Origin of the sequence: Desertivirga xinjiangensis (assembly GCF_024436435.1) — a bacterium.
GTDB lineage: Bacteria > Bacteroidota > Bacteroidia > Sphingobacteriales > Sphingobacteriaceae > Desertivirga > Desertivirga xinjiangensis.
The window spans coordinates 249771-265562 of sequence record NZ_JAFMZP010000001.1 but is presented as its reverse complement, the minus strand read 5'-3'; the positions used below and the strand labels follow the sequence as shown (position 1 = coordinate 265562).

Sequence of the window (15792 nt, the reverse complement as noted above, 5' to 3'; positions counted from 1 at the left end):
GATATTTTATCAGGTATTTACCGTAAACCCACGCGAATAATTACGGTATTCCATAATTCGGAAATCAAAACAAAACCGCCGCTTGTATCTCTAACAGAACTAACACTATTATGAAGACAAAACCAGTTAATGAATGTCCGGTTCCTAAAGGAACACTCGTAATTATCGGTGGGAAAGAGGATAAGACACAGAAATCTAAGAATGAAACCTCTGACCCGGCAGAAGTTCTGTCTGCTTTCGTTTCGGCGATTAAAAAAGAAAAATCCATTTTAGAAATAATAACCACTGCCAGCAACGAAGGAGATGAGCTATTCAAGGATTACGTACCTGTTTTTGATTCGCTTGGGGTAAAAGAGATCAATCATATCCACCATAACGAAAGAGGTGATGTCAGGAAAGACCCATCGCTTATAGATCGTCTGAACAAAGCTGACGCGGTATTTTTTACAGGGGGAGATCAGCTGAAGCTCACTACCATTTACGGGGGTACGGAAATGTTGTTCTTACTTAAGCAAAGGTATATCAAAGAGCACTTTGTTATTGGCGGTACAAGTGCCGGTGCTATGGCCCTGTCAACCCCGATGATCTATGCCGGCAATGAGAAAGTGCAGCAGATAAGTGGTGAAGTTAAAGTTACGATGGGGCTTGAATTCCTTAAAGATGTGTGCATTGACACTCACTTTGTTGACCGCAGCCGTATGGTAAGGATGGCCCAGGTGATTGCTACCAATCCCACCTCCATTGGCATCGGTATAGAAGAAAACACAGCGCTGATTGTAAGAAACGGCCTCGAAGCAGAGATCTGCGGCAGTGGTGTGATCATCGTTCTCGACGGCAGGGATATCGTCAACTCAAATATCCTGAACTTCGGCACCGAAACTCCTCTTTCCATCCAGGGCCTGAAGATCGACATTCTCTCCAAAGAAAACACCTTCATAATCCCTCAAATCAACCCGCCGCACATCTAAGCGCCAGTAACTTAACTCCGGTTTGACTGCCGTCAAAACTCTACTCTTCGAAAATTGTCTGCTCTACTGCTCTTTGGAATTTCTAACGCTCTGAATAAGGTTCGTCAAAACCAATAATGACTTCAGATATAAGATTTAAGGGACAAGTTTAATCAGCGCAAGTAGGTGTTAACGTTTTGTAAACCCAAACAAAACCTCTAGGTTTGATAAGGTCTACTACATAAATCAAATCTATACCTCAAATTCATTATGAACACTACACGCCGAAAATTTTTACAGCTTGGTTCGCTCCTTATGGTAGCAAGCATATTGGATGCAGAAAATGCGTATGCCACCAGCTCAACTTCCGAAAACCTGCATTTACCCGAAAAGAACTTACGATTTCTGTTTCAGGGAGATTCAATTACTGATGGCAATCGAGGAAGAAACAATGACCCTAATCATATTATGGGACATGGATATGCTAACCTGATTGCCAGCCGTATCGCCGCTGATTTCCCTAAGAATGCTTTTTCATTTTTCAACAGAGGCATCAGCGGCAACAAAGTCCCCGACCTTCAGGCCCGGTGGCAAACAGATACGCTGGACTTAAAGCCGGATGTTCTTAGTTTGCTCGTTGGCATAAACGACGTGGGTGCAATGGTAAATAAGCCGGAGAGTGCGAAAACGACTGAACAATTTGAAAGTGGCTACAGGGATTTATTACAGCAAGTTAGAACGCTTAACAATAATACACTCCTGGTTTTAGGATTGCCTTTTGTTTACCCCCTGGGCAATGTTAAAGCCAAATTTGACATTTGGAAGCCTGAAGTAGAGCGGAGAAAGCTTGTTGTAAAAAAACTCGCTTCCGAGTTTGACGCCGTATTAGTAGACTTCCCATCCGTCTTTGAAAAAGCATTTAAAGACAGAGCAGCAGAATACTGGGTATGGGACGGGGTTCATCCTACCATTGCCGGCCACGAACTTATGGCCAGGGAGTGGATTAGGCAAGTAGCTAAAAGATTGTTTTTTTTAAAAAAGTATGGTTATTAGGTAGGTGGGATGGATAAGTAAGTGAAACTGAGGCGCCTGGCGCGGTTATCGGATCGGAGCTCCTTTGATATGGCTTCGAAACTGGAAGTTCCGAAGAGCTGATTCCAAAGAGCTGAGCTAAACGTAATTTGTCTCATCTCACATCAGGTAAAACATTCGTCAATATGTTTTGTAATTTAGCCCTTAGAGGACTTTATGAATAATTTACTTGCTGACCCACTTTTTCAAGCCCTTTTCAATTCACCGGTTCCACGAATTATTGTGGAAGCGAATGCTCCTTTCTTTACCATTGTTACAAACAACGATGCACATGCAATAGCTACCAACCTGGTTGGAAAAGATATTGCAGGCAAATCCGTATGGGAGATCTTCGCCCCTTCGGAAGCAGGCGGTAATGGAGGAGAACTGTTATTGAAGGCCTTAAAAAAGGCGCAGGAAAGTAATGAAACTGTTTTGATGCCGCCGTTCAGGTATGATATGTCTGCCAGAGAGAAAGAGGGCATGGAGGAGAAATGGTGGCAACTCGAAATCGTGCCGGTTGGAGGACAGAACGGAAAGCCTTATTATTTGCTTACAACAACCAACGACATCACCGACCAGGTGTTGAAACAACAGGAAATTGAAAATAGCCGGACCAAAGAACGGGAACTAGCAGCAAAAGCAAAACAAGCACAGAATTTAGAAATATTATTATCTATTGGAGAATCCTTAACCGGCGACCTTGACCTGCAATCGGTCTTGCAAAAAATAACAGATGCTACAACACAATTGTGCGGCGCAGAATTTGGAGCTTTCTTTTATAATACTCACAATGCTACCGGCGAAGCGATGACGTTCTACACCATTTCGGGTGCTCCGAGAGAGGCCTTCGAACGTTTTGGTATGCCCAGAAGTACTGAAATATTTCGCCCGACGCTTGCTTTAGCAAACATAGTACGTATAGACGATGTAACGCAAGACCCCCGCTATGGAAAAAATGCTCCCTATCACGGATTGCCGAAGGGTCATTTACCTGTAACCAGTTATATGGCTGTACCCGTTATCTCAAAAGAGAAAGTAGTTCTGGGGAGTTTGTTCTTCGGGCATAAAGAAGCTGCCGTTTTTACCGCGGAGTCTGAGAAGCTGGTTCTTTCAGTTAGCAGACAAGCCGCTATCGCCCTCGACAATGCCAGCCTGTTTACTGAAAAACAGGAATTATTGAAACTTGCCCAGGAGCAAAGTTTTAAAAAGGATGAATTTTTGAGTGTGGCTTCTCACGAACTAAAAACGCCCGTAACAAGCATGAAGGCTTATTTGCAAGTATTGGAAAAGGAACTGCAAAAAAGCGATAACTTCATGCATTATAAACTTGTCACTAGTGCGGTAACACAGGTAGACAAAATTATACGTTTGATTGGCGATCTCCTGAATTTCTCCCAGCTCGCTTCCGGGCAAATGACATATCATTCCACCCATTTCAGCCTAAAGGAGGTTATTGATGACTGTATAAGTTCCGTGATGTCCCTTAGAACCACACACTCAATAAAAGTATTCGGCGACATAGAAAGTATCATTTACGGGGATAAAATACGGATTGAACAGGTTCTTATCAATCTGGTTGACAATGCCATTAAGTACTCTCCAAAGTCAACCCAGGTATACATAGGGGCATCTAATAAGGCAGGTATTCTGAAAGTTGAAGTACGCGATTTCGGTCAGGGTATAGACGAATCTAAGGTTAAGAGGGTCTTTGACAGGTTTTACAGGGGAGAAGAAAATTCTTTTTCCAGCTCTGGATTAGGCCTCGGGTTATATATCTCTTTAGAAATAATTAAAAAACACCAGGGAGAAATGGGAGTTGAAACCAAGGCGGGCAGCGGATCCACATTTTGGTTTACTATCCCGGTAAGATCTCAGGGAAATTAGTGAGGAATAGCATATGCTCTCCGCCCTTCCGGTGCTAAAACGTACGTTTATATGTCAAACAGTTGAATTTCCAGCTAAATAAGTGTATCTTAACACTTCTTAAAAATTGAATTTTCTCTTGTTTTGTATATTGTTTTAAACAATTTGATAATGAGACACCTGCTGGCTTTCAAGCATAGAGATCTGGCATAATAGTGAGCCTGTTTTAAAATGATATTTAATTACAAAGGTCCCTGGTCGTATTTGTGCCAACTACGGTTTTCAAATTAGAATAATAACATTACACTTGAAATCACCCGATCGTTATTTTTGTGCACGATACTGTAAGTAAAAAAGATATAGAAGAGCTAGTTAAAGGAAATGAGTCTGCCTTTAATAAAATTTATGACTGTTATGGTAATAAAGTTTACCGCCTTGCATTTCGTTTTTTAAAAGACGCTGAACAAAGTGAAGAAATAGTTCAGGAAACATTTATTAAACTTTGGTTGAATAAGGAATGTCTTGATGCCGGGGGCAACATGTGGCTTTACCTGTATGTAATCACCAAGCGATTGTGTTTGAATGCACTTCGTAAAATACACCAGTCGGCTGATTTATTTGAGAAGTTATTGATCAGCATAAAAGAAGCAGATAATAAGACGGAAGAGGAAATTCTGGCTGCCGATATGGAACGATTTACTCAAAAAGTACTCAGCAGTTTACCGAAGCAACAGCAACTGGTTTTTAAATTGAGCAGAGTTGACGGAATGTCTCACAAGGAAATTGCAGAGCAACTCCATATTTCCAAAAATACTGTCAAAAATCATTTGGTGCAGGCATTGAAGACCATTAAATCTAAGATAAATCAAACAAATTTCATCTATATTTTACCCTTACTGCTGCTATAGTAGCATCTTTTGTGATTTTTTTGATCGCCACGCTTTAAATCAGTATTTTTTTTAAAATATTTCACTTATTGGACTAGTCCTATGAACCAGCAGTGGTGTTCTATAATTAAAAGCTCATCAAATATTAATTGATAACGTGAATAAAACTAAATTTTATCGTTTACTGGATAAGTATTTCGAAAATACGATCAATGCAGTAGAATGTGATGAGTTATTAACTTACCTCACTCAAACCGACCTGGATAAAATTGATGTTTATCTTGATAGCAGGTTGATGCATCCTGATGAGGGACCGTCAATGAAAGAAGATCAGGCAACTAGAATTCTCGCAAGTATTAAAGCTGACATCAGATTTAAGACGGCTCCGGGTAACAAACATAACCCAATCTTATTGAGATGGCACCAGCAGACCTGGTTACGCGTTGCGGCTGTATTAGTGGTATTGATCTCCGTAAGTTTTTATTTTATAACATCACTGAACAAAAACAATAAAACCGATAAAGCTGGTATGGCGGAGCTGCGGCATAAATCACCTGTTGTTCCAGGTGGTAAGCATGCATTTTTAACCTTGGCTGATGGCAAAAGAATTGTTTTGGACGATGCCAGGGTGGGAGAACTCGGACAGCAGGAAAATGTCACTATCAGAAAAACCAAAAATGGACAGCTGATATACGACCTTTCAGCCAAGCCCGGTGCTTCTATTGATCAAACTCAGTCAATGAATACCATTGAAACACCTAAAGGCGGAGAATACCAGGTGATCTTGCCCGATGGGACCAAAGTTTGGTTAAACTCTGCTTCCGTTTTAACTTTTCCGGCACGGTTTACATTAAAGAACAGAAGTGTAAAACTAATTGGAGAAGCGTATTTTGAAGTTGCGAAGGATAAACAACGACCTTTTCAGGTCAATCTGGGAAGGACGACTGTGGAAGTTTTGGGTACCCATTTCAATATTGCTGCCTATCATGATGATCCGGAAATTAAAACCACCCTATTGGAAGGTTCGGTTAAAATCTCCGGATTTAGTAAAAAAGTAGTTCTTCAGCCGGGAGAACAGGCATCAGTGGCCAATGATGATATCTCGGTTTCTCATCCAAAACTGACAGAGGTGATGGCATGGAAAAATGGTTACTTCTCCTTTAACAATGAGGACATCAAAAGTATAATGAAGAAAGTTTCTCGCTGGTATGATGTTGACGTAGAATTTGTTGGAAACATCAGCAGTCAGCAATTTGGCGGAACATTTAATCGCTCAAAGACTGTAGAAGAATTGTTGGCGCACCTGGAGGTGCTTGGGACAATAAAATTCAAAATGAAAGGAAGGAGAATAATAGTTATGAACTAATTAATAACTATGCCCAAAAAAATTTCCAAAAATGCCGGAAGCGTTGCACCGCTTCCAGCTAAGCCAGCTAAGGCTGCATTAGGAAATTCATTATTGCTTGTAACAATACGTTATCGTTAACCTAATTATCAAATGTATAAAAATTTTACCGGATTGCTCCGCAGGGACAGATTGTGCGCCTTGCAAAAAACTCTGCTCATCATGAAACTTACCCTCGTTTTATTGATCACAACCTTCCTGCAGCTACAAGCGAATGTCCTTGCTCAAAATGTGACATTGAAAGTGAGAAATGCCAACCTTCTTGACGTCTTTGAAAAGATTCAAGGTCAGACAGGGTACGACTTTCTATATAGTGCTGACGATATAACGAAGGCGAAGCCAGTAACTTTAAATATCGTACAAGCCCCTGTAAAACTAGCTCTTGAAAAGTGCTTTATCGGGCAGGACCTTGTGTACACTATTAGCAAGACAACAGTTTTAATTAAGAAAAAACCTTTAAATAGAATTTCCAGTTGGATAAAGGTCTCAGGAAAAGTGGTTGACGCCAAAAATCAGCCCCTGCCTGGGGTAACTATCCGCGAAAAAGGAACTGACCTTTTGTCGATATCAGACAAGGATGGAAATTACAGCATTAACGCCAGCAATTTAGAAGCTACACTGGTTTATTCTTACCTGGGTTTCGATAGTCAGGAAGTCGCCATTGGAGGTAGAAATATAATCAATATAACCTTAAAGGAAAAAAATACCGGCTTAGAGCAAATTGTTGTCGTAGGATATGGAACAGTTAATAAAAAAGATCTGACGGGCTCAGTAGGCCAGGTGGAAGTTAAAGACCTGGTCAAAGCACCGGTAGCTTCCTTTGATGATGCACTGGCAGGCAGGGTAGCCGGAGTACAGGTCTCATCAGCACAAGGACAACCCGGAAATGCGCCAAACATTGTTATCAGAGGGGCAAACTCCCTTACACAAAGTAATTCTCCATTGTATGTAATTGACGGGTTTCCCATCGAAGACCCAACTAATGCGGCGATCAATCCCCAGGACATCCAGTCTATCGATATCCTGAAGGACGCATCAGCCACAGCAATCTACGGTTCCAGGGGTGCCAACGGAGTGATTGTGATAGAAACAAAGAAAGGAAAGGCTGGCAAGACCGCTATTGCATTTAATACTTCCCAAGGAGCTCAAACAGTGACCAAAACATTGGACTTAATGAATCCTTATCAATTTATACAATTGCAAAGAGAGGTTGACCAGGATTTGGCAGACTCAAGGTACTTAACCGACAGAACATTAGAGTCTTATCTAAATGAGCCTGGATATAATTGGCAAAAAGAACTGTTCAGGACTGCACCAATGCATACCTACAACTTATCCCTTACCGGAGGCAATGCCCAAACCAAATATGCCTTATCCGGATCAATTTTCAACCAGGATGGCGTGATCACCAATTCCGGTTTGGACAGATACCAGGGCAGAATTTCATTGGACCATAATGTGAACGATAAGCTTTCAATCGGATTGAACAGCAATTACAGCTCGATCAAAAATTATGGCAGAATTGCATCTGATGTAGGTACCAGCGGTTCAGCTTCCAGTTACCTCATGTTCAGCATTTGGGGCTACAGACCTATAGCCGGCAACGGAATTGATCTGCTGGATAATTTGACAGATTCCGATATCGCCAGCAACAGCGACTTCAGGGTTAATCCCCTGATATCCACAGAAAATGAATTGATTGCAGCAAACAACAGAAACTTAACAGCAAATGCTTTTGCTTCCTATAAAATAAACAAAGATCTTGTTTTAAAAGTTACCGGCGGCATGTACAGCCGGATACTAAGGGAAGAAAGTTTCTTCAATTCATTGACGTCAAGAGGAACTACCCTTATTCCTACTAACACGAGGGGTGTGAATGGCAGTATTGCTTATACCGAAACCAATACCTGGGTAAATGAGAACACGCTCCGTTATAAAAAAGAACTGAAACGTCATGTATTTGATCTTTTAGGGGGTATCACATTACAGGGAACCGCACGCAATATGAGTGGTTTCCTGGCCCAGCAAGTACCCAATGAAACTTTGGGACTTAGTGGTCTGGACGAAGGTACGCCATTGCAGAATTTCTCTTTACGAAGCGACAATAAACTATTATCCTTTCTGGGAAGGGCCAATTACAATTACAGGTATAAGTACTATGTCACCGCAAACTTCAGGGCTGACGGATCTTCTAAATTTTACACAGGAAACAGATGGGGATATTTCCCGTCCGGTTCGGTTGCCTGGAGAATGGACCGGGAAGAATTCATGAAGAAACTGCCATTTGTATCGGATGCTAAGCTGCGCGTCAGCTATGGCATAACCGGTAATAACAGGATAGATGATTATGCTCCTTATGCCTCACTAAGCTTTAATCCGGTTTATAGCCCGTATCAATTAACCCACTATTCGTTTTTTAATCAAACTCCCGGAAAAGGACTTGTTCCCTCCAGCTTGCCTAACCAGGACCTGAAATGGGAGACCACTTCGCAAGTGGATATCGGTTATGACCTGGGTTTATTTAACAGCAGGATCACCTTAACTGCAGATGTCTATCGAAAAACTACGAGCGACCTTTTGTTAAACGCTAATATGCCCTACGCCACAGGTTATAACAGAGCTTTTTTAAACATTGGCAAGATTCAAAACCAGGGACTTGAACTTACGGTTAATTCCGTTAACGTAAACGGTGAAGCTTTTAAGTGGAACAGCAATATCAACATCAGTTTCAACCGCAACAAAGTTCTGGCCCTTAATGGCATTGAAAGAGATATATACACGGTATTACCCTGGGAAACCTTGTATTCTGCAGCGCCGTTATACAAAACATCAGTCGACCAGCCAATCTCTCAGTTCTTTGGTTATCGATGGGATGGCGTATATCAGTATTCAGATTTTGACCTGATCAATGAGGCTTATGTGCTAAAAACTGGCATTACGAAAAACGGAACCACCACTGTTCAGCCGGGAGACATCAAGTACAGAGACCTCGACGGTGATCTGCAGATCACGGATGCCGACCGTACAGTAATAGGTAACCCTTTACCTAAACATACCGGGGGATTCTCAAATAATTTCTCTTATAAGGGATTTGATCTGAACGTCCTATTTCAATGGTCTTATGGTAATGAAATTATGAATGCCAATCGCATAATACTGGAAGGCAACGCATTGAACTATACCAGCCTTAACCAGTTTGCAAGTTACCTGGACAGGTGGACGCCTGACAATCCGAGCAACACGCTGGCTCGTGTGGGCGGACAAGGACCACGAGGAGTATATTCTTCCAGAACGATCGAAGATGGCTCTTTCTTAAGATTGAAGACTATTTCACTTGGCTATAACTTACCTGCAGGTTGGGTCGAAAGAATGAAACTGGGAGCCGTCAATGTGTCTGCGTCGGCACAAAACCTGGCCACCTGGACTAAGTACACCGGCATGGATCCAGAGGTTTCCGTAAGATATTCGGCTTTAACCCAGGGGTTCGATTATTCAGCCTATCCTCGTGCCCGCACATTAACATTTGATCTAAAAGTTACTTTTTAACCCGTTTATTTAAGAGAAGAAATGAAAAATAACATAAGAATCTTTTATTCTGTTCCAGTGTTCCTTGCCTGCTTCTTTTTAAGCGCTTGTGAAAAATTCCTGGAAAGCAAACCAAAAGATTTTCTTTCACCTGAAAACTATTATAACACTGAAGAACAGATCAATTTTGCCCTAAACGGCGTGTATGATGTTTTAGGTCAACGTGGAATGTATGGAGATGCCCTGATCAGCAGGATGGGTACCGAGGCTGATGAAGGTTTTTATGCCGTAAGTACCTTTAGGGGCCCGCAGGTATATGATTTTTCGACCTCCGATACTTATGTTACCACGTTATGGCAGTTATTGTATGATGGGATCAACAGGGCAAATATGCTCATTGAAAACATAGATAAGCCTGATATGACCGATGAGAGCCGGGCAGATATATTGGGGCAGGCAAAATTCCTTAGAGCATATTACTATTTCCTACTGGTCAGTAATTGGGGTGACGTGCCTTTAATACTCAAGGCAACCTCTTCTGCAAATAATTCCGCCGTACCAAGAACTCCCGCAAAAGAGGTGTATGCGATCATCATTAGAGAAATGGAAGAAGCAGAAGGAATGGTAAAAGATGCGGCCACTCTAGGATTTGGCGGTCGTATCAGCAAATCTGCTGTTCAGGGTATCCTGGCCCGGGTTTGCCTGTATGCAGCAGGTAACCCGGTTAATGATAAGTCGAAATATAACGACGTAATTAAATGGACGGAGAAGATCATCAAATCAGACTACCATAAACTTAACCCTTCATTTGAAAATGTCTTCATCAATTATGCGTCTGACAAGTATGACATGAGAGAAAGCATTTGGGAAGTTGAATTTTGGGGAAATACGGCTGGAGCCTACAGGGAAGGCGGACGTGTGGGAATAAATACCGGGATAGCCAATCCAAACAGCGCCCTGGGCTACTCTTATGGTTTTATTCAAACCACGGCCAGGTTGTACAACTCCTATCAGGCTGAAGACAAAAGAAGAGACTGGGCAATTGCGCCATTCAGATACGTTACCAATGGAACCGTTAAATTAAACTGGACCGCTACCCAGATCTATCAGCGGTTTGCTGGGAAATGGAGAAGGGAGTATGAGGTGGTAACACCAAAGTCCACTAATGATTCTCCGCAAAACTTTCCGCTGTTAAGGTTTTCTGATGTACTGCTCATGTACGCCGAAGCTGTAAATGAAATTAATGACGGTCCGAATGCCGAAGCTTATACTGCTATCAACCGGGTGCGGAGAAGAGGTTTTGGTTTTGACGAAATGACGGCTAATAGCCTAAGTGATTTGAGCGGACTGGACTATTTAACTTTCCAGGACCAGATAAAAGCGGAAAGATCGCGAGAGCTATGCTTCGAGGGCCTCAGAAAAAATGATTTAATAAGATGGGGTGTTTTTAAAAGCACTATGCAGGCCGTTGCCGATGAACTTGCTGTAAGCCCTTATCCTTATGCTGCTCGTGCTGGCAACAATATCACGGAACCAAAACATTTACTTTTTCCATTACCGGCCTATGAGAGGGGGTTAAACCCTTTATTGAGCCCTCAAAACACTGACTGGTAATAACCTGATAACAATTATCGGGCGGTTTAACTACTCTATCAACCCATTTAAAGATAAATAAGTATGAAAAAAGTTCTACTACTAAGTTGTCTTCTGGCCAAGCTATGCTCTGTGAAGGCACAATCATTCATTCCCGGTAACCTCGTTGTCTCCCGTTATGGGGATGGCGCCGCTGCGCTGGCAGACAAAACCGTTGCTGTATTTCTGGATGAATATCAACCTACTGCAAGCTTGCCGGGCATCGCGGCTAAAGTCCAGACCAGGGCACTTCCAACCACAACTGTTGGAACAAATTACAGACTGACAGGTTTGCCCAGAGGTGCCACCAATTATGTGATCGAAGGCTATACTACACTTTCTGCGGATGGACAATACCTGGTCGTTATGGGACATGATCAGGCCACAAACTCAGCCGCAACAAGCAGTGTAAATAAAGTAATCGGCAGGGTCGATGCTGCGGGCAATATCTTAACCTCGACTTACCTTCCTGCTAGCGAAGTCTCAGCCGCAAGAGGAGCCGTGACCAACGACGGTACAGGTTTTTGGGTGTCTCCGCCCACCGCGGGAACGGGAGTGCGTTATGTCGGTTTCGGAAACAGTTCCACAACGGCAACTGTGGCATCCACTGCAACAAGCGTAAGGACTTTAACTATTTTTGGCGGACAGCTATATGGGGCATCAGGCTCAAATACCTTTTATACCATAGGTACGGGGCTTCCAACCACTGCGGGCAACACTGCTGCAGCCACTGCCCTGCCCTCCACTATAGCCAACAGCCAGATGGTGTTCTTTGATCTCGATGCTGAAATTGCAGGTCCGGATGTGATCTATGCCGTGGATGACAACGGTGGAACAGACGCAAACGCAACCGGAGCAACACTGAGAAAGTTTAAATACAATGGAACAAGCTGGACCGCAGCAGGGACCGTTTCCTCAACAGCAACGACCAATTTAAAATCGATCACAGGTACCCTGGTTGGTAATGATGTGCTGCTTTACGGTGTCACCTGGGGATTAACAAGCGGTTCAACTTCTTCCCTGCTGAAGTTTGACGACAAAGGCGCCTGGACATCAACCATTAGTAATGCGGCAACTTCACCATTTTTATTAGCTTCGGCACCAGCCAATACCCAGTTCAGAGGAGTAACTTTTACGCCTGGTACTAAAGTAAATACTACCTTACCTGTTGAATTAACTTCACTTCAGGTTAAACCACAAGCCGGAGGTATAAGATTGAGTTGGGCTACACTTTCAGAGCAAAATAACTCTCATTTTGAGGTCTTAAGATCCAGCGATCGAAATCATTTTATCAGCCTGGGAACGATAAAGGGAAATGGAACTACTTCGACACGTAAAAACTATACTTTCCTGGATGAAAATCCGATAGCCGGATACAATTACTATCAGTTAGTCCAGTTCGATTTCGATGGCAGATCAACTAAGTCTGACATTGTTAGTGCCAACTTCTTGCTAAAAAAACAAGCCGGACTTGCAGTTAGTCAATTGAACGCCAATTCGCTTCGCCTGAATGTAAACGGTTTGGTTGAAGGGGCCGCAGATCTTAAAATCATTAATATCTCGGGCCAGGTTGTTCAGCAGGGCACACTGATCTTGGAAAATGGCCATAACGTAATCGACGTTGACAAAACGTTTGCTGCTACAGGTCTCTTTATCACCGTTCTTAGCCAGGGCCGCGAAGTCTTAAAAAGCAAGTTCATTTTAAACTAAACAACAAGCCCGCAAATTATACAATTGATCAACAAATAAAACATGAACCACAAACAGATTGCAAGGAAATTTTTATTTGCCTTTTATCTCCTGGTTATATTACCATTAATTAGCACTGCTTCCTGTAAAAAAAACAATTTGAATGCAGATGATAAAGAAAAAAAGGAGAGCTTCAGGATCATCGGGTATTTCAAGGGAGATTTAGTACAGGATTTGAGCAGGGTTAACTTTTCCGCTATGACCCATGTTAACATTGCTTTTTTAAATCCTGACTCCACAGGCAAATTTGAAGCGGTATCCGGGCTGAAGGAATTCGTTACTAAAGCCCACCAGCACAAAGTAAAGGTCCTGGTTTCATTGGGCGGAGGCAAAGCACCCGGTTACTACAAAACACTGATCAGTGCTGAGCAAAGGTCAATGTTCATTGAGCAGATCAAATCATTTGCCCTGAAATATAAGCTTGATGGTATTGATGTAGATCTTGAAGGAGGAATGATCACAGCCGACTATCCGCTTTTTATCGCCGGCCTTTCCCAGGCTATCAAGCCAACTATGCTGCTAACCGCCGCCATAGCTACTGAATACGGCAAGCAGGTACCTCAGCAGGCACTGGAATTACTGGACTTCGTTAATATTATGGCTTACGATAAAACCGGTCCCTGGCGCCCCTCGAAACCGGGACAACATTCTCCCTACGAAATGGTAGTGGAAGACTTCGAATACTGGCATACAGTAAGGGGACTAGCCAAACAGAAATTAAATATGGGTTTACCATTTTACGGCTATAGCTTCAATGGTGATAAGACCGGTAGTTTTACCTACAACAGGCTGATCACAGATTATCCTGGGGCAGAATATAAAGATGAATTTCAAATGAAGGATGGCGCTATGGTTTATTACAATGGGATATCAACCATCAGAAAAAAGACTGCCTTTGCCCTGATGAACACGGGTGGGGTAATGATCTGGCAAATACTACAAGATGCCAATGGCGATAAATCTTTATTGACACTCATTAAAGATATTGTTGAAACAGCCGCTGCAAATAGTAAAAAATAACATGAAAATTGCTCTCTATACGTACCTTATTTTAGCCGGGCTTGAACTTGGCCACCTTAAGGGCTTTGCTCAAATTCAACAACCAACTGAAAATGGGTTTAAGATTAAAGGCTTTCATCTTGATTTACGGATTCAGGTGATGCGAATGCCTGTTCTGAAGCAATTTGCGTTAAAGCTGAGTAAGAATGGCATCAATACCTTAGTGATGGAGTGGGAAGCAAGTTATCCTTATGAAAAACACACTGTTATCAGCGGTTCACATGCATATAGCAGGGCAGAAATTAAGTCATTCATAGCTTACTGCGATACCCTGAATATTGATGTCATTCCCTTGCAGCAAAGTTTTGGTCATGTAGAGTACATACTCAAACACTACCGCTACCGGGCGATCAGAGAGGATGAAAAAGATTATTCCCAGGTCAACCCGATAAGGGAAGAAGAGTGTAAAGCTTTGTTTACCGATCTGTATAAAGATTTGATAAAAACGCACCATTCTAAATATGTGCATATCGGAGGGGATGAAACTTATCTCCTGGGACATGGCGAAGAATCGAAAAAGAAAGTGGCCGCAGTAGGTAAAGGCAGGCTCTATGGCGACTATATTAAAATGATTTGTGAGCTTGTAGTAGGGCTAGGCAAGACACCAGTACTGTGGGCTGATATTGCCTTACATTACCCTGAGGCCTTGAAAGGACTGCCCAAACAAACCATCTTCGTGGATTGGAACTATGGTTGGGATCTAAATCGTTTTGGAGATCATGATCAACTTGTAAAAAGTGGATTTGAGATTTGGGGCTCTCCAGCTATACGCAGTGCCAATGACAACTACTTTCTTGTAGACTGGAACAAGCATCTTGAAAATATCAGGTCCTTTATACCACAAGCTAAACAATTAGGTTATAAGGGTATAGTAATGACTTCCTGGTCTACTTCGGGTATATACAATAATATTTTCGAATCTGGCAGTGATTTGGTCGGCATGCATGCCATTAGAAGGGTCTACCCCATTTCTGGCTTTAACTTATTGATCGATGGTTATTTTAAGGCACTTAATACCGACCAGCCATTAAATGTGGATTCGCTTGTGACACAATACAGCCAGGAAAAATATGGGTTTAATAAAGCTCAGTCCCGATTGTTTTGGAATGCGCTTAAAAGAACGCCGGCAGAAGTCAATCAAGGTAAGGTAAGCCAGCCAAACTTAACTATAGCTAATCTCCTGGATAGTGCCCTTCAAAGCGCAAAGGAACTAAAGTCATTAAAGCCCTCGTGGAATAAAAAGGAATACAAACACTATGTGCTGCTGAGCGATATCCGAATATATTATCTGGTCTGCATCAAGATCGAGAACGAGATGAACGCCAGTAACTATACAATCAACCAGATTAAATCATTACGGCAAGAGCTTCAAGTACTGCGGCCTGAAAAACTTGATAAGCGCTTTAGCAAGTTAAATAAGCATCTGCTTTTTCAAGACGAAATTGCCTTGGAAAATAATTTGAGGAATATGCGATTCAAGCAATTAAAAGCTAAATTAGGATATAAAAATTAAAGTATTTAAGGCGTTTTAAAACTTTGGATCTGCGATCCGCTCAAAAACACAGCAACTTCTTGACCACCTGCAGCATTTTATTAGAACTATTTGGTTAAAACAAAGGCTGATTGTTCTGAGTAAGCGGATCTCAGATCC

The 15792-nt window shown here is 42.2% G+C and carries 10 protein-coding genes; all 10 read left to right on the top strand.

What is annotated here, in order from left to right; translation table 11 throughout:
- The first annotated feature begins 110 nt into the window (after window positions 1–110).
- Complete coding sequence (locus J3P37_RS01150) at window positions 111–968, top strand: cyanophycinase (RefSeq protein WP_256009150.1); 858 nt, start codon at window positions 111–113, stop codon at window positions 966–968.
- A gap of 249 nt (window positions 969–1217) precedes the next feature.
- The gene (locus J3P37_RS01145; RefSeq protein ID WP_256009149.1) at window positions 1218–2000 is read left to right on the top strand and encodes an SGNH/GDSL hydrolase family protein; all 783 of its coding nucleotides are present in this window, start codon (window positions 1218–1220) and stop codon (window positions 1998–2000) included.
- 195 nt (window positions 2001–2195) lie between these two features.
- Window positions 2196–3905 (top strand): sensor histidine kinase, encoded by a 1710-nt coding sequence (locus tag J3P37_RS01140; RefSeq protein ID WP_256009148.1) that lies wholly within the window; start codon window positions 2196–2198, stop codon window positions 3903–3905.
- 311 nt (window positions 3906–4216) lie between these two features.
- Window positions 4217–4792: an RNA polymerase sigma factor gene (locus J3P37_RS01135; protein ID WP_256009147.1), complete on the top strand. Its 576-nt coding sequence runs from the start codon at window positions 4217–4219 to the stop codon at window positions 4790–4792.
- A 136-nt stretch (window positions 4793–4928) separates the two neighbouring features.
- Window positions 4929–6137 carry a FecR family protein gene (locus tag J3P37_RS22990; protein WP_256009146.1) on the top strand — a complete coding sequence of 403 codons (1209 nt, stop codon included), beginning with the start codon at window positions 4929–4931 and terminating at the stop codon, window positions 6135–6137.
- A gap of 201 nt (window positions 6138–6338) precedes the next feature.
- Window positions 6339–9722, top strand: a complete 3384-nt coding sequence (locus tag J3P37_RS01125; protein WP_256009145.1) for a TonB-dependent receptor — start codon at window positions 6339–6341, stop codon at window positions 9720–9722.
- 21 nt (window positions 9723–9743) lie between these two features.
- The gene (locus J3P37_RS01120) at window positions 9744–11315 is read left to right on the top strand and encodes a RagB/SusD family nutrient uptake outer membrane protein (protein ID WP_256009144.1); all 1572 of its coding nucleotides are present in this window, start codon (window positions 9744–9746) and stop codon (window positions 11313–11315) included.
- Between the two features lie 63 nt (window positions 11316–11378).
- Window positions 11379–13043 (top strand): hypothetical protein, encoded by a 1665-nt coding sequence (locus tag J3P37_RS01115; RefSeq protein ID WP_256009143.1) that lies wholly within the window; start codon window positions 11379–11381, stop codon window positions 13041–13043.
- A 42-nt stretch (window positions 13044–13085) separates the two neighbouring features.
- Window positions 13086–14102 carry a glycosyl hydrolase family 18 protein gene (locus J3P37_RS01110; protein ID WP_256009142.1) on the top strand — a complete coding sequence of 339 codons (1017 nt, stop codon included), beginning with the start codon at window positions 13086–13088 and terminating at the stop codon, window positions 14100–14102.
- Window position 14103: 1 nt separating this feature from the next.
- A complete protein-coding gene (locus tag J3P37_RS01105) occupies window positions 14104–15654 on the top strand; it encodes a beta-N-acetylhexosaminidase (RefSeq protein WP_256009141.1) in 1551 nt (516 codons plus the stop codon).
- Window positions 15655–15792: the final 138 nt, after the last annotated feature.